The organism is Actinomycetospora sp. TBRC 11914, from assembly GCF_012933465.1.
Classification (GTDB): Bacteria; Actinomycetota; Actinomycetes; order Mycobacteriales; family Pseudonocardiaceae; genus Actinomycetospora.
Genome location: NZ_JABBND010000010.1, coordinates 24,280 through 39,171, shown reverse-complemented (window position 1 = coordinate 39,171; position 14,892 = coordinate 24,280). Strand labels below are relative to the sequence as shown.

Annotated in this window: 13 protein-coding genes; 6 read left to right on the top strand and 7 right to left on the bottom strand. The window is 74.3% G+C overall.

Annotated elements, in window-relative coordinates:
- Positions 1–43: 43 nt before the first annotated feature.
- Positions 44–937, bottom strand: a complete 894-nt coding sequence (locus tag HH311_RS16460) for a LysR family transcriptional regulator (protein ID WP_169184767.1) — start codon at positions 935–937, stop codon at positions 44–46.
- Between the two features lie 92 nt (positions 938–1,029).
- On the bottom strand, positions 1,030–1,389 hold the full coding sequence (locus HH311_RS16455; RefSeq protein WP_169184766.1) for a hypothetical protein: 360 nt from the start codon (positions 1,387–1,389) through the stop codon (positions 1,030–1,032).
- A gap of 183 nt (positions 1,390–1,572) precedes the next feature.
- Between HH311_RS16455 and solA the strand changes: the two genes are divergently transcribed.
- From solA to HH311_RS16435, 4 genes are all read left to right on the top strand, one after another.
- A complete protein-coding gene (solA, locus tag HH311_RS16450; protein WP_169184765.1) occupies positions 1,573–2,769 on the top strand; it encodes an N-methyl-L-tryptophan oxidase in 1,197 nt (398 codons plus the stop codon).
- Positions 2,762–3,955, top strand: a complete 1,194-nt coding sequence (locus HH311_RS16445) for an aromatic ring-hydroxylating dioxygenase subunit alpha (RefSeq protein WP_169184764.1) — start codon at positions 2,762–2,764, stop codon at positions 3,953–3,955. Before solA ends, HH311_RS16445 begins: the two co-directional genes overlap by 8 nt.
- A gap of 133 nt (positions 3,956–4,088) precedes the next feature.
- On the top strand, positions 4,089–5,099 hold the full coding sequence (locus HH311_RS16440) for a GDSL-type esterase/lipase family protein (protein ID WP_169184763.1): 1,011 nt from the start codon (positions 4,089–4,091) through the stop codon (positions 5,097–5,099).
- A gap of 115 nt (positions 5,100–5,214) precedes the next feature.
- Positions 5,215–6,858: an APC family permease gene (locus HH311_RS16435; RefSeq protein ID WP_169184762.1), complete on the top strand. Its 1,644-nt coding sequence runs from the start codon at positions 5,215–5,217 to the stop codon at positions 6,856–6,858.
- A 4-nt stretch (positions 6,859–6,862) separates the two neighbouring features.
- Here the strand turns inward: HH311_RS16435 and HH311_RS16430 are convergent, their stop codons facing one another.
- The 5 genes from HH311_RS16430 to HH311_RS16410 form a co-directional block, all read right to left on the bottom strand.
- Positions 6,863–7,243, bottom strand: a complete 381-nt coding sequence (locus tag HH311_RS16430) for an MmcQ/YjbR family DNA-binding protein (protein ID WP_169184761.1) — start codon at positions 7,241–7,243, stop codon at positions 6,863–6,865.
- Between the two features lie 2 nt (positions 7,244–7,245).
- A complete protein-coding gene (locus HH311_RS16425; RefSeq protein WP_169184760.1) occupies positions 7,246–7,404 on the bottom strand; it encodes an archaellin/type IV pilin N-terminal domain-containing protein in 159 nt (52 codons plus the stop codon).
- A gap of 185 nt (positions 7,405–7,589) precedes the next feature.
- Positions 7,590–8,951: a hypothetical protein gene (locus HH311_RS16420; protein WP_169184759.1), complete on the bottom strand. Its 1,362-nt coding sequence runs from the start codon at positions 8,949–8,951 to the stop codon at positions 7,590–7,592.
- Between the two features lie 57 nt (positions 8,952–9,008).
- Entirely contained in the window at positions 9,009–9,839 is an 831-nt protein-coding gene (locus HH311_RS16415) for an Fpg/Nei family DNA glycosylase (protein ID WP_169184758.1), read from the bottom strand.
- Positions 9,840–9,875: 36 nt separating this feature from the next.
- Positions 9,876–10,328 carry a ribose-5-phosphate isomerase gene (locus HH311_RS16410; protein ID WP_169184757.1) on the bottom strand — a complete coding sequence of 151 codons (453 nt, stop codon included), beginning with the start codon at positions 10,326–10,328 and terminating at the stop codon, positions 9,876–9,878.
- Between the two features lie 121 nt (positions 10,329–10,449).
- On the opposite strand from HH311_RS16410, the gene HH311_RS16405 reads away from it, so the two are divergent.
- Positions 10,450–13,029: a carboxylate--amine ligase/circularly permuted type 2 ATP-grasp protein gene (locus HH311_RS16405; protein ID WP_211190370.1), complete on the top strand. Its 2,580-nt coding sequence runs from the start codon at positions 10,450–10,452 to the stop codon at positions 13,027–13,029.
- Between the two features lie 68 nt (positions 13,030–13,097).
- The gene (locus HH311_RS16400) at positions 13,098–14,876 is read left to right on the top strand and encodes an N-acetylglutaminylglutamine amidotransferase (protein ID WP_169184756.1); all 1,779 of its coding nucleotides are present in this window, start codon (positions 13,098–13,100) and stop codon (positions 14,874–14,876) included.
- Positions 14,877–14,892 lie beyond the last annotated feature (16 nt).

Genomic DNA, 14,892 nt, shown 5'->3' with positions numbered 1-14,892 from the left:
TCGACGGTAACACCGGAAACGGTAGTTCGCTGTCAGATACCCGTCACGCTGGCTGCGCGCACTCCTTGGCCGCCTCGACGAAGTGCGCCACCGCGGGCGAGCGGTCGGTGCGTCGCCACGCGACCTGCAGCGCGACCTCCGGCACCTCGCCGGTCAGGGGCAGGAACACGACGCCGGGCGGACGGAGGTTGGCGTAGTAGGACGGTTGCAGCGACACCCCGAGACCGGCCGCGACCAGCCCGAGCTGGGTCTCGATGTCGGCGCCCTCGGCGACGATGCGCGGGCTGAAGCCGTGCTCGAGGCAGTAGCCGACGATGATGTCGAAGAACGCCCGTCCGAGCGGGCGCGGCCAGAGCACGAACGGCTCGTCGGCGAGGTCCTCCGGGACGACCTCGGTGCCGCCGGCCAGCCGGTGGTCGGCGGGCACCGCCGCGAGCAGGGGCTCGGCGACCAGGTGCTCGACCGCCACCGCCTCGGTGGGCGCCGCGGCGCGCACGAGCCCGACGTCGAGCCGCCCGTCGGCGAGCGCCACGAGCTGGGCCGCGGTGTCCTGCTGGCTGACCTCGAGCTGGAGGTCGGGGAACCGGGCCCGGATCGAACGGAGGATGCGCGGGGTGATCGAGGCGAGCGCGGTGCCGACCGAGCCGACGGCCAGCAGCCCGACGGCGCCGTTCGCCGCCTGGGTGACGAGCGTCTGCGCCCGCTCGGCCTCGTAGAGAACCCGGGGGGCGGCGTCGAGCAGCACCCGCCCGGCGGGCGTGAGCTCGGTGGCGCGGCTCGAGCGGTCGAACAGGGCCGCGCCGAGGGTGCGCTCCAGCGCGCGGATCTGCTGGGAGAGCGCGGGCTGGCTGACGTGCAACCGGCGCGCGGCCCGGCTGAAGTGCAGCTCGGCAGCGACGGCGAGGAACGTCCGCAGCTGTCGGAGCTCCAGGTCCATGACCACGATCGTGCCCTGTCCCGGCGAGGCGTGACCCGACGACGCGCGAGCAGCACCGGACCGTGACCGACGACCGCGTCGGGATCACCGGGTCAGAAGTCGGGGTCGGTGTCGTAGCGGGTGGGCGGGTCGCCGCGGAGGCGTCGGGCGCGGTCGGCGAGGTGTCCGGCGGCGTCGCGGGCCTCGGCGGTGATCCGGCCGTCGCGACCACGGCGTGGCCGGAAGGGCTCGACGGCATCCTGGGGCATGGACAGGAAGGCTTCGACCGGGAGACGGTCGGGTTCCTCCTCGACCGGCGGGCAGGGCTCGGGCAACGGGTCGACCACCCGGCTGACGGTGCGGTGCTCGGTGCCGGTGGGGTCGGTGATCACGAAGTGCCCGGGTCGGGGTTGACGCAGCCGCCAGGTGCGGTGCTTGCGGGTGTGGTGGGCCCGGCACCTCAGATCGGCCAACCCGGGTCCGGCGCCGGGCGCACTCCTCGGCAACGACCCCCCGGGCCGACGACGACCGCGGTGATAAGGCCCGGCTTCTCACACCAGTGAGACCGCCGATCAGGGATCCGCACCGCGGGCGCACGTCACCGATCAGGGTGAACGGACCGAAGAGATCCCCGATCAGGGAGCGCGTCCGCCCAGATGAATCGCGACCACCGCTACGTCGTCGTCGGGTGCGGCGGCCTCGGGTCCGCCGCCCTCTACTGGCTCGCGCGCGCCGCGGGCAGCCGGGACGGCGCCGTCCTCGGCCTCGAGGCCCACCACCTCGGCCACGACCGCGGCGCCAGCCAGGACCACAGCCGCATCATCCGCTACGCCCAGCACCAGGACGCCTACGCCGCCCTGGCCCCCGCGGCCTACGACACGTGGCACGACGTCGAGCGGGTGTCCGGCCAGCGCCTGGTCACCGAGACCGGCGGGCTCGTCATCGAGGACGTCGACGCGCGATCCGCGACGGACACCGGCACGCGCAACATGGACGGCTACCGCGCGGTCGCGGCCCGACACGGCGTGCCGATCGAGGAGCTGGACGCGAAGGCGGTGACGGCCCGCTGGCCCCAGTTCCGGCTCACCGGCACCGAGCAGGCCATCTACCAGCAGCGCTCCGGCATCGTCGACGCCCGTCGCGCGAACGCCACCCACGTCGCCCTCGCCCGCGGCCACGGCGCCGTCGTCGAGCAGGACACCCCGGTCCGCGCGCTGCACCCCACCCGCGACGGCGTCGAGGTCGTCACCGACGACGAGGTCTACCGCGCCGAGCAGGTCGTCGTCACCGCCGACGCGCGGACCAACGAGGTCCTCGAGGGCGTCGGGCGCGAGCTGCCGCTCACGGTGCTCCAGGAGCAGGTCACCTACTACGCCACCCCGAACCTGCTCGACTTCTCCCCCGAGAACTTCCCGGTGTTCATGTGGCACGGCACCGAGAACTTCTACGGCTTCCCGGTCTACGGCGAGGTCGCGACGAAGCTCGGGCAGCACATGGGCGGGCACGAGGTCACCGCCGACTCGCGGACCTTCGAGGCCGACCCGCTGCGCCGCAAGCGCCAGGAGGAGTTCCTGGCCGACCACGTCCCCGGCTTCGGCGGCCCCGAGCTCTACACCAAGACCTGCCTCTACACGATCCCGCCGGACCAGCACTTCGTCATCGACACCGTGCCCGAGGCGCCGAACGTGCACGTGGCGGTCGGGGCGGGCCACGCCTACAAGTTCGCCTCGCTGATCGGCCGGATCCTCGCCGAGCTCGCGACGGCCGGCCGGTCACGGCACCCCATCGACACCTTCACCCTCGACCGTCCGGCGCTGCTCGACCCCGAGTTCGAGCGCCGGTTCCATGTCTGAGCTCCGCTGGACGCTCCCCCAGGGCGCCTACACCGACCCGGGTGTGTTCGCCGACGACCTCGAGCACGTCTTCGCCCGCGGCTGGACGTTCGCGGGACACTCCTGCGAGCTCGGACCGGGCGACTGGTTCCGCGTCGCCCTCGGGCGCGACCAGGTGATCGTCGTGCGCGACGTCGACGGCACGCTGCAGGCCCACCACGACGTCTGCGCCCACCGCGGATCGCGGGTGACGACGACGGAGCGGGGCACCGCGAAAGCGTTCGTCTGCCCCTATCACCAGTGGGTCTACGGGCTGGACGGCTGCCTGCGCTCGGCGCGGCTGATGGGCGACACGTTCTGGGATGAGCAGAGTACGACGGCGGGCGTGCGGCTCGCCCCGGCTGCGGTTCGGGAGATCGCCGGGCTGGTGTTCGTCTGCCTCGCCGCGACGCCCGACGACGCTCCCGAGTTCGACGGGTTCGCCGACGCGGCGGCGCGCCACCTCGGCCCGCACGGGCTGGACGACGCGGTGATCGTCGCCCGCGACCACTACCGGGTGGCCGCGAACTGGAAGACGCTCGTCGAGAACAACCGCGAGTGCTACCACTGCCGCGGGAGCCACCCCGAGTTCTCGCTGTCGAACTTCGAGCACGGCACCCACGGCGACGTGCGGCCGAACCCGCGCTACGACACCGCCGTCGCCCAGGCCCGCGCCCGGTGGCGGGCCCGCGGGCTGGCCACCGACGACGTCAGCTTCCCGGGCGGGTCCTGGTACCGCTTCACGCGGCTGCCGCTGCGCGAGGGCTTCACGACGGAGACCCTCGACGGCCGGCTCGTCGGGCGCGTGATGGGGACGCTGCCCGACCCCGACGTCGGGTCGCTGCGGGTGGTGGGCCTGCCCAACCTCTGGGCGCACGCCAACGCCGACTACGCGATGACGACCCGGCTCACCCCGGTCGACGCCGGGACCACCGACGTCGAGGTCTGCTTCCTCGTCCACGCCGACGCCCGGCTCGACGACGCGCGCGTGGACGCGCTCACGGCGGTGTGGCGGGCGACCTCGGAGCAGGACTGGGCGCTCTGCGAGGCGACCTACGCCGGGGTGGCGTCGCGCGGCTACCGACCGGGCCCGCTCTCACCGGTGGTCGAGGGCTCGGTGGCGTCGTTCCTGGACTGGTACCTCGGCCGGTGGCCTGCGGCCTCGTGAGCAGGAAGTGCCGGTGTGGCGGCACTTTCCGCTCACCGGCGCGGAGCGCACCCGATCGAAGGACGGATCTTCTGCGGGGCTCCCCGGACGACAACACTCGACGTCCCATCGAGCGATCGTCCGAGGAGTCATCGTGCGACGGTCCCGCCGCGCCGCCGTGGTCGCGCTGTGCCTGACGGTCACGGCCGTCACCCTCACGGCCCTCACGGTCACCGCCGTCAGCCGGACGGCGGATGCGGCGCCGCGGGCCGACGGACCGGTGACGTTCGTGGCGCTCGGCGACTCCTGGGCCGCCGGGACCGCGGCGGGCGGCGACCCCCTCGTCGACCCGACCGGCGCCGACGGGACGTCCTGCCGGCGCACGACCACGTCGTACCCGGCCCGGGTCGGTCCGCGCCTCGCCCCGCAGGCCTGGACCAGCCGCGCGTGCGCCTCGACCACCGGCGGGGCGAACACCCAGTTCGCCGCGCTGGCCCCAGGCGTCACGCGCGTGGCGATCACCGTCGGCGCCGACGCCACCGGGCTCGGCCAGCTCGTCGGGGCGTGCGCCACGGGCAGCACTCCCGCCGCGTGCGAGGCCGCGGCCGCCCGCACCGGCCACGCCCTCGACAGCCTGGGCGGCGCCCTCGACGCCTCGCTGGCCGACATCCACCGTCGGGCCCCGGCCGCCCGCCTCGTCGTGACGACCTACCCGCGCCTCTCCGAGGGCCTCCCCTGCGCCGCGGGTGCCGCCGACGCCACGGCCGCCCGCCGGGTCGACGCCGCGGTCGCCCGCCTCGACGGGATCCTCACCGACCGCGGCCGGGCCGCCGGGGCCGTCGTCGTGGACGCCCGCCCGGCCTTCGTCGCCCACAGCGCCTGCGCCCGGCAGCCCTGGATCACGCCGTTCGCCGGGCCCGACCCGCTGCGGGCGGGCGCGCCGAACGCCGACGGCCAGGCCGCCCTCGCCCGGCTCGTCGCCGCCGCGCTGGAGCCGGCCCCGGCACCGGCCGCCCACCAGGCCGCGACCCGGTCCGCGCCCACTCCGTCCGCGCCCACCCCGTCCACGCCGGGCCCGTCCACGCCGGGCCAGTCCACACCAGGCCCGTCCGCGGCCCAGCGCTCCGCCCTCGGCCGGCTGCTCGCCCCGCTCTTCGGGGCCTGACGCGCGCGGCGCACGTCACGATGCGTCGACGACTCGTCAGCTCGGCGTGAACCCCGGTCCCCGAGCGGGTAGTGAGATCCGAAGTATCCGTGAGCACACCGTGGCGAGGAGCAGCATGACGGACACGAGCGCCGCGCCGGCATCGGCCACCGGTGACCGGCGGCCCGACGCCGGGCTGCACAAGGCCCTCGGCTTCTGGTCGCTGCTCGCGGCGGGGCTGGGCAGCGTCATCGGGTCGGGCTGGCTGTTCTCCTCGATGTACGCCGCCCAGGACGCCGGGCCCGCGGCCATGCTGGCCTGGGTCATCGGTGGGGCGCTGATGCTGCTCGTGGCGCTGGTGTTCGCCGAGCTCGGGATGGCGAAGCCGGAGTCGGGCGGCCTCGTGCGCTACCCGATGTACTCCCACGGCGGGCTGACCGCGGGCATCGTCGGTTGGGCGATGTGGATCAGCTACGTCGGCAACCCGCCCACCGAGGCCGCCGGCGTCGTCCAGTACGCGGCGAGCTACCTGCCCGGCGTGTACGACGGGGCCTCGCTGACCGGCCTCGGCATCCTCATCGCGGTCGCCCTCATGGCCGTCTTCGTGGCCCTGAACTGGTTCGGCGTGCTGCTGTTCGCCCGCTCGAACACGGTCGTCACCGCCATCAAGGTCCTGATCCCGACAGCGACCGTGGTGCTGCTGATCGCGTCCGGCTTCGACTCGTCGAACCTCACCGACCACGGCGGGTACGCCCCGTACGGCTGGGAGGCGGCGCTCTCGACGATCGCGACGGCCGGGATGGTGTTCGCCTACACCGGCTTCCGCAACGTCATCGAGCTCTCCGGCGAGGCCCGCGATCCCCGCCACACCGTGCCGCGGGCCCTCATCGCCACCATCGTCATCACGATCGTGCTCTACCTCGCGCTGCAGCTCGCGTTCCTCGGCGCGGTGCCCGCCTCGCTGCTCGGGAACGGGTGGCACGGGGTCAACTTCGACTCGCCGTTCGCGAACCTCGCGATGGTCCTCGGCCTGTCCTGGCTCTCGTGGACGCTCATCGCCGACTCGATGCTCTCGCCGTCGGGGTCGGGCATCGTCTACACCGCCTCGAACTCGCGCAACGTGTTCGGGCTGGCCAAGAACGGCTTCTTCCCGAGGTCGCTGACGGCGCTGAACAGGCGCGGCATCCCGGCGCGCGCGCTGGTGCTGAACTTCGTCGTCGGGCTCGCGTACCTGCTGCCGCTGCCGAGCTGGCACTCGATCATCTCGGTGACCGGCTCGATCGCGGCCTTCACCTTCCAGATCGGCGCGGTCTCGCTGATCGCGTTCCGCGCCTCCGGGCTGACCCGCACCGACACCCGGCTGCGCGGCATGACGGTGATCGCGCCGGTGGCGTTCGTCGTCTCCTCGCTGGTGGTGTTCTGGACGTCCTGGTCGAAGCTGTCGATCGCGATGGCGATCATCGCGGTCGGGATCGTCTGGTACGCGGTGGTGTGGCTCCGGTCGGGGCGGGCCGTCTCGGAGCTCGTCGGCGGGACGTGGCTCGTCGTCTACCTGATCGGGCTGACGGTCCTCTCCGCGCTGGGCAGCTTCGGCGGGGCGCACGTGCTCGGGGCGCCGTGGGACTCGGTCGTCGTCGCCGCCTTCTCGCTCGCGATCTACGTGTGGGGCGCGCGCAGCGGGACGGCCTACATGACGGCCCGCCCCGAGATGGTCCGCCGGCTGCGCGCCGAGGCCGACGAGGACCGCGGTGACCTCCCGGAGGAGGCGGCGGCGCGCTGAACCGTCAGGCGTCGAGGAGCCGGAGGAGCGTCGTGGGGGCCACCGTCCGCCAGGCGTCCACGGCGATCCCGCGCAGCTCGGTCCCGTCGAGCGCGTCCTCGCCCGCGAGGTCCAGGCGCAGGCCCAGCCACCCGCGGTGCCCGACGTAGGGCGGGACGAAGAACCGTGCGGGCTCCGCCGCGACCAGCTCGGCGGCGACCCCGGGCGGGGCGGCGGCCCAGATCGCGGTGTGCGGGTCGCCGTGGTGGTGGTCGGCGAACACGACGAACGTCTTCTTCCCGCGCACGAACCACGCCGGCGACCCGTGGCTCGGGCGCTCGACCACCTCGGGCAGCGCCAGGCACGCCGCCCGCACGGCGGCGAGGATCTGCTCGGCGTCGGGCACGGTCAGTAGAGGAGGGCGAGCGCCAGGAGCGACAGCACGAACGCGACCAGCACCACGACGGTGATCGCGGGGGTCACGCCACGGCTCCACCACGGGGCCTTGCCGGGGATCGGTGGCGAGTCGAACGTCCGGTCCAGGATCCGCCGTTCCGGGTCCGCCATGGTCGCCCCCGCCCTGGCCGCTTCGTGTCCGCTTCGTCCGGAGCTACCGTAACGGCGCTGTCCACCGAGATCCATCGCGCCGCAGGGGATACGGTCCGCCGACCCTAGGCAGTCGATCATGGGAACCGGCACATCACCGTGTGCCGGTATTCGTGATCAACTGCCTGGCGACGACGACCGCGGGCTCACCGGGCGGCGTGCCGGGCCCGGGGTTCGGCGGGGTCGGGCAGGGCCGGCCGCTCGGGAGCCCCGGCCTTGGCGTGGCGACCGGTGTCGGCGGGGCGGGCCGCGGCGGGGCGGAGCGCGGCGGGGCGGCCGTCCGACGACGGGTCGCGCGGCTCCGGCGCCCACGGCTCGGCACGACGACGGGTGGCCGCGGGCCGTCGCTCGGGCTCCGGGGAGCGGCCGAAGCTCAGCCGGCTGCCGGTCGGCGGGGTCGCCGGCTCGGACGGCTCGGTCGCCCGCACCGGGGTCCCGCTCCGGGGCGGGCGGTGACCGGTCGGGCGCTCGTCGACGGGGCGACGGGAGCCCCGACCGCGGTCGCTGTCCCGCGACGGCGGTAGCGGACCGACGTCCGCGCGGACCGCGCGCCGCGGCGGCTCCACCGCGCCACGCGGGGTCGGGACCGCACCGTCCGGCGCGGCCGGGGTCGACGCGGTCCCGGTCGAGACGGCCCGGGGCGGAGCAGCCGGAGTCGACGCGGCCGAGCTCTTGCCGCGGCGCCGACCCCGGTGGGCACCGCGATCGCGGACCCGACCATCGCGCAGGGGTGCCCGGTCTTCTGCGGCGGGCGGGCGCTCGGCGGCGGCGCGCTCCGCCTCCTCGCGGAGCTCCCGGGCGGCGAGCTCCACGGACTGCACCGCCCGCACCGCGTACCGCCCGCGGCTCCCCGTCCCGGTGTCGGGGCCGGTGTCCCGGACCGTGTCGCGCGGCAGCTGCGTCGTCGGCTCCCCGGAGGCGGCCGGCGCCGGGGTGGCCCGGGGCCGCGGGACCGCCGCGGCCAGGACGCGAGGGGGCTCCGCCGGACGGGCCGGGGTGGCCAGACGGGCCGCCAGCGACGAGCCGCCCGCGGGGGCGATCACCTCGGTCACCACCGGGTTCACGGCGGTGCGGACGGCGTCCTCGAGGTCGTCGGTGGGCTCCCCCGTCTCCGGCTCCGGGGTCGCCTCGTCCGGCGGCCCCGACGCCTCCGACGCCTCCGACACCTCCGACACCTCCGACGGCTCCTCCCGCCGCCGCGGGCGCGCCGGCCGGACCGGCACGGGCACGAACGGCATCTCCGTGACGGGCACCCGGGCGCGGGCCCGGGCCGCCCGCCGTCGTCGCACCCGGGTCCCCAGCGCCGAGCCGAGGAAGGCGAGCCCGACCAGCGCCCAGAAGCCCGCCACCGCGAGCTGGTACCAGGGCGTCGGCGAGGAGGAGAACAGGACCTGCGCCTCGGCCGCTACGAGCGACGCCAGGCCGAGCACGGCCGCCGTCGTCGGGCGGGTGGTCAGTTGCCACCAGGGTCGACCCGGGCGCGAACGCAGCAGGATCACGGAGCGCACCGGCCGCCTCCCTCACTCGTCACCCGGACGAGTGACCTGCTCGTTATAGCACCTCGATCAGGTCGCGCTCTGGCACACCGGGCACCAGAAGAGGTTGCGGGCCGCGTGGGTGCGGCGCGCGATCTCGGTGCCGCACAGCAGGCACGGCAGTCCGGCCCGCCGGTAGACGTAGACGGGCCGTCCGCAGGTGCGGTCGTGCCGTCGGGCGGGGTGGTGGCAGCGCAGGTCGGCGTGCTCCGGACGCAGGGTGTCGATCGAGCCGCGGCGCACGCCGTCGGCGAGCAGGTCGACCAGGTCGTCCCACACCGCGTCGAACCGCGCCCGCCCCAGGTCGCGGCCCGCGACCAGCGGGTCGATGCCGTGCCGGAAGAGCACCTCGGCGCGGTAGACGTTGCCGACGCCGGCGATCACCGACTGGTCCATGAGCAGCGTCGCGATGGGCGAGCGGGACCGGGAGAGGCGCCGCCAGGCCTGCTCGGGGTCGGCGTCGGGACGCAACGGATCGGCGCCCAGACGCTCGTGGACGGCCGCCACCTCGCCCTCGGTGAGCACCTCGCAGGCGGTGGCACCGCGCAGGTCGGCGTAGTGGGTGCTCCCCACCATCCGCATCCGCACCTGACCGACCGGCTCCGGGACGGCGCCGTCCCCGGGGATCGCGGTGAGCGAGAACTTCCCGTAGAGGCCGAGGTGGACGTGCACGACGAGGTCGTCCTCGTAGACGTGGAACAGGTGCTTGCCGTGGGCGTCGACGGACCGCAGCACCCGGCCGTCGACGAGCTCGGCGCCCGCGGCGAACCGCCCCTGCGGTGAGCTCACCGCGACCTCGTGGCCGCGGAAGCGACGGACGTGCGACCGCGCGAGGCGGCGGATCGTGTGGCCCTCAGGCATGTGAACGGATGTGGTCGTCGGGACGACGAAAACCGTTCACATGGGCTCGCCCTTCTCGTACCGGTCGAGCATGTCGATGCGGCGCTGGTGGCGGCCGCCCTCGAACTCCGTCGCGAGGAACGCCCGCACGAACGTCGTCGCCTCCTCCGGGGTGTGCATGCGCGCGCCGACCGCCACGATCTGCGCGTTGTTGTGCCGGCGGGCGAGCTGCGCGGTCTCGATGCTCCAGGCCAGCGCCGCCCGGCAGCCGCGCACCTTGTTGGCGGCGATCTGCTCGCCGTTGCCCGAGCCGCCGATGACGACGCCGAGGCTGCCCGGGTCGGCGACGGTGCGCTCGCCGGTGGCGGTGCAGTACGGCGGGTAGTCGTCGTCGGCGTCGTAGACCTCCGGGCCCACGTCGACGACCTCGTGGCCGTCGGCTCGCAGCTCGCTGCACAGGTGGGCCTTCAGCTCGAAGCCCGCGTGGTCGGAACCGAGGTAGACGCGCACGGGCAGCACTATCGCAGGCGGCTACCCACTCGTCGCGCACGGATAGTCGCGATCGCCGTCCTGGTCACGGAACCCGGGCCGGGAAACATGCCCGTGACACGGTGGCCCTAGCGTGCACGTCATGTCGGCGGAGCGGATCGCGGCGGCCCGGGACGTCGTCCTCGGGGTGGAGGAGGAGTTCCACCTGGTGGACCTCGGGACGCGCAGCGCCGTGCCGCGCGTGCCCGAGCTGCTCGACGAGCTCGCCGACCTGGACGCCGACGCGTTCGCGGCCGAGCTCAAGCCGTCGATCATCGAGACGAACTCCGACCCGACGGCGAGCCTCACCGACCTGCGCGCCGACCTGCTGCGGCTGCGCCGCATGCTGTCGTCGATGGCGCAGGAGCGCGGCCTCGGCGTCGTCGGCGCCGGCAGCGTGCCGCTGGTGGACAGCTCCGCGCAGGGCATCACCGCCTCCCCGCGCTACGAGCGGATGCGCGACGAGTACCAGATGCTCGCCTTCGAGCAGCAGATCTGCGGCACCCAGGTGCACGTCGACGTGCCCGACCGCGACGCCGCCGTCGCCGTCATGCAGCACTCCGCGCCGTGGCTGCCGGTCCTGCTCGCGCTGTCCGGCTCGAGCCCGTTCTGGCAGAGCGAGGACACCGGGTACGCGAGCTCGCGCACGCTGGCCTGGCACCGCTGGCCCACGGCCGGCCCGCCCGCCCCGCTGCGCGACGCCGCCGACTACGACGCCCTCATCGACGACCTGCTCCGGTCCGGGACGATGTCCGACCCGGGGATGGTCTACTTCGACATGCGTCCCTCGGCGCACCAGAAGACCGTCGAGGTGCGGATCTGCGACGCCTCCCCCACCGTCGACGGCGTCGTGCTCGTCGCCGGGCTCGCGCGGGCGCTCGTCGTGCACGGCGTGCGGGCCCACCTCGAGGGCCGACCCCAGCCGCGCTACCGCCCCGAGCTGCTCCGCGCGGCGTCGTGGCGCGCCGCGCGCTCCGGGCTGGAGGGCGACCTCGTCGACGTCACCGGCCGGGAGCTGGTGCCGCCGTCGCGGGCGATCCGGCTGATGCTCGACCACCTGCGCGACGACCTCACCGACGCCGGCGACTGGGACGAGATCTCCGAGCTCGCGCTCGACGCCCTGGCCCGGGGCAGCTCCGCGGCCCGCCAGCGCCAGCGCGCCAACCGCGGTGGCGGGCTCGAGGGCGTCGTCGACATGCTCGTCGCCGAGACCCGCGGGGAGCCCGACGAGCCCGCCGTCGAGCAGCTGCCGACGCCGGCGACGGCCGCGCCCGTCCTGCTCGGCGACTACCACCCGCCGTCGTACGACGAGGCCGTGGACGAGACCGGGCACGTGAGGCCCCCCTACGCCTGGCTCGTCACGAACCTGGAGCGGATCGGCCCCGCGGGGCTGCTCGCCCACGAGAAGAGCCGCGACGCCGAGCAGCGCGCCCGGTCGATGTTCTTCCCCCAGCCCGATGACCCTGAGCGGCTCTTCCCCCTCGACCTCATCCCCCGGCTGATCACTCGCACCGACTGGGAGCAGCTCTCCGACGGCCTGGTGCAGCGCGCCCGCACCCTCGAGGCGCTGCTGCAGGACCTCCACGGCGAGCGGGCCGCCCTGCGCGACGGCATCCTGCCGCGCGAGGCGCTGCGCTGGCTGCCCGCCGAGGGCGAGGCCTCGACGATGGTCCCCGAGAAGACCACGCGGGCGCTGGTCTCGGGCCTGGACCTGGTGTGCGACGGCGAGGGGCGCTGGAAGGTCCTCGAGGACAACCTGCGCATCCCCTCGGGCATCGCCTACGCGATGGCCGACCGCCGGGTGGTGCGCAGCGTGCTGCCCGAGCTGCAGGCGCCCGAGGGCGTCGTCGACTCCGACGAGGGCCCGGCGATGCTGCGCGCGGCGCTGCTCTCCTGCGCGCCGCCCGCGGCGGGCGACGACCCGAGCCTCGTCGTGCTCACCGAGGGGCCCCAGGACTCGGCGTACTTCGAGCACGCGATGCTCGCCGAGGAGATGGGCGTCCCGCTGCTCGAACCTTCCGGGCTGCGGGTGACCGACGACGGGTCGATCGCGGTGGCGGTGTCCGGCCGGCGGATCGACGTCGCGTACCGGCGCATCGACGAGGAGAAGCTCTTCGCCTCGCCCGACGCGGACGGCCGCACGCTGCGCGAGCCGCTGCAGGCCGCGACTCGTGAGGGGCGGCTCGCGCTCGCCAACACCCCGGGCAACGGGCTGGTCGACGACAAGGCCGTCTACCCCTACATCCGGGCGCTCACCGAGTACTACTTCGGCGAGAAGCCGCTGCTCGACGACGTCACCACCTACTTCTGCGCCGACGACGACCAGCGCGCCCACGTGCTCGACCACCTCGACGAGCTGGTGCTCAAGCCGGTCGACGGGTACGGCGGGGCCGGCATCGTCATCGGCCCGCACGCCGACGCCGACGAGCTGGCGGCGGCGGCGCGCGACCTGCGGGCCAACCCGGCGAGCTACGTCGCCCAGGAGACGATCCGCATCTCCACGCACCCGACGTTCACCGGCACCCGGCTGGCCCCGCGGGTGGTGGACCTGCGGGCCTTCGTCGTCCTCGGCCCGCATCCCGGGGTGCTGCCGACCCCGCTCACCCGTGTCGCGCCCGCCGACAGTCTCGTGGTCAACTCGTCGCGGGGCGGCGGCTCGAAGGACACCTGGATTTTGCGCTAACGCGCTTGTGCGTGCGTTCCCGTGCCGGGGCACGGGAACGCACGCACACGTCGACGAAGGAGACCAACGTGTGCGGCATCGCCGGCGAGTTCCGCTACGACGGGAACGCGGCCCACGTGGGCGCGGTCCTCGCGATGGCGCAGGTGCTCGAGCCGCGCGGCCCGGACGGGTGGGGCGTCGTCGGGCACGGCCCGCTCGCGCTGGCCCACCAGCGCCTGAAGATCATCGACCTCTCCGAGACCGGCGCCCAGCCGATGGTCGACGCCGAGCTCGGCCTGACCGCGGTCTTCAACGGGATCATCTACAACTACCAGGACCTGCGCGCCGAGCTCGGCCGCGAGGGCTACCGGTTCTTCTCCACCTCGGACACCGAGGTGATCATCAAGGCGTTCCACCGCTGGGGCCAGCACTGCGTGGAGCGCTTCAAGGGCATGTTCGCGTTCGCGATCGCCGACCGGAGCACCGGCCGCCTGACGCTCGCCCGGGACCGGCTGGGCATCAAGCCGCTCTACGTCGCACCGGTGGCCGGCGCGCTGCGCTTCGCCTCGTCGCTGCCCGCCCTGCTCGCGCCGGGCGGCGTCGACACCGACATCGACCGCGTGGCGCTGCACCACTACATGAGCTTCCACGCCGTGGTGCCCGCCCCCCACACGATCCTGTCGGGGGTCCGCAAGCTGCCGCCCGCCGTCGTGCGGACCGTGGAGCCGGACGGCTCGTCGAGCGACTGGACCTACTGGACGCCGGAGTTCGTGCGCGGCGACCAGCAGCACTCCGACGAGGAGTGGGCCGAGATCGCGCTGGAGTCGCTGCGCACCGCGGTCGAGCGGCGCATGGTCTCCGACGTGCCGGTCGGCGTGCTGCTCTCCGGTGGCATCGACTCGTCGATCGTGGTGGCGCTGCTCGCCGAGATGGGCCAGAAGGACCTCAAGACCTACTCGATCGGCTTCGAGTCCGAGGGCGGCGAGCAGGGCGACGAGTTCGACTACTCCGACCTGGTCGCGAAGACCTACGGCACCGACCACACCCGCTTCCGCGTGCCGAAGCACGAGACCGACGAGGCCCTGCCCGGCGCGATCGCGGCGATGTCGGAGCCGATGACCAGCCACGACGTCGTCGCCTTCTACCTGCTCTCCCGCGAAGTCTCGAAGTCGATCAAGGTGGTGCAGTCCGGCCAGGGCGCCGACGAGGTGCTCGGCGGCTACGACTGGTACCCGCCGATCGCCCGCGTCGGCCGCGAGGGCGCCGTGGACGCCTACCACCAGGCGTTCTTCGACCGCCCGCACGACGAGATCGGCGAGCTGGTGGCGCCGGAGTTCCTGCTCTCGTCCGACCCGTCGCTGGACCTGGTGCGGGAGCACTTCGCCCGCCGGGGCGCGCAGGACGCCGTCGACGCGGCGCTGCGCCTCGACACCACGGTGATGCTCGTCGACGACCCGGTGAAGCGCGTCGACAACATGACGATGGCGTGGGGCCTCGAGGCGCGGGTGCCGTTCCTCGACCACGACTTCGTCGAGACGATGGGCGCCTGCCCGCCGGAGCTGAAGATGGCCGACGGCGGCAAGGGGGTGCTCAAGGCGGCCAGCCGGGGCGTGCTCCCCGACGAGATCATCGACCGCAAGAAGGGCTACTTCCCGGTCCCGGCGATCCGGCAGCTCTCCGGGCCCGTCCTCGAGCGCGTGTCGGCCGCGCTCACCGACCCGGCCGCCAAGCGACGCGGGATCTTCCGGTCCGACGCTGTGGCCACCATGCTCGACGACCCGAACTCCGGGCGGACCAACCTCGGCGCGAACGCACTGTGGCAGGTCGCACTCCTGGAGATGTGGCTGCAGGCCCACGAGATCGGCTGACGTAGGTTCCCGGCTG

What these genes read in the sequence shown, in the direction of transcription:
- HH311_RS16460 (WP_169184767.1), bottom strand. Translation starts at nt 937, where the DNA reads ATGGACCTGGAGCTCCGACAGCTGCGGACGTTCCTCGCCGTCGCTGCC.
- solA (WP_169184765.1), top strand. Translation starts at nt 1,573, where the DNA reads ATGAATCGCGACCACCGCTACGTCGTCGTCGGGTGCGGCGGCCTCGGG.
- HH311_RS16445 (WP_169184764.1), top strand. Translation starts at nt 2,762, where the DNA reads ATGTCTGAGCTCCGCTGGACGCTCCCCCAGGGCGCCTACACCGACCCG.
- HH311_RS16435 (WP_169184762.1), top strand. Translation starts at nt 5,215, where the DNA reads ATGACGGACACGAGCGCCGCGCCGGCATCGGCCACCGGTGACCGGCGG.
- HH311_RS16425 (WP_169184760.1), bottom strand. Translation starts at nt 7,404, where the DNA reads ATGGCGGACCCGGAACGGCGGATCCTGGACCGGACGTTCGACTCGCCA.
- HH311_RS16415 (WP_169184758.1), bottom strand. Translation starts at nt 9,839, where the DNA reads ATGCCTGAGGGCCACACGATCCGCCGCCTCGCGCGGTCGCACGTCCGT.
- HH311_RS16405 (WP_211190370.1), top strand. Translation starts at nt 10,450, where the DNA reads ATGTCGGCGGAGCGGATCGCGGCGGCCCGGGACGTCGTCCTCGGGGTG.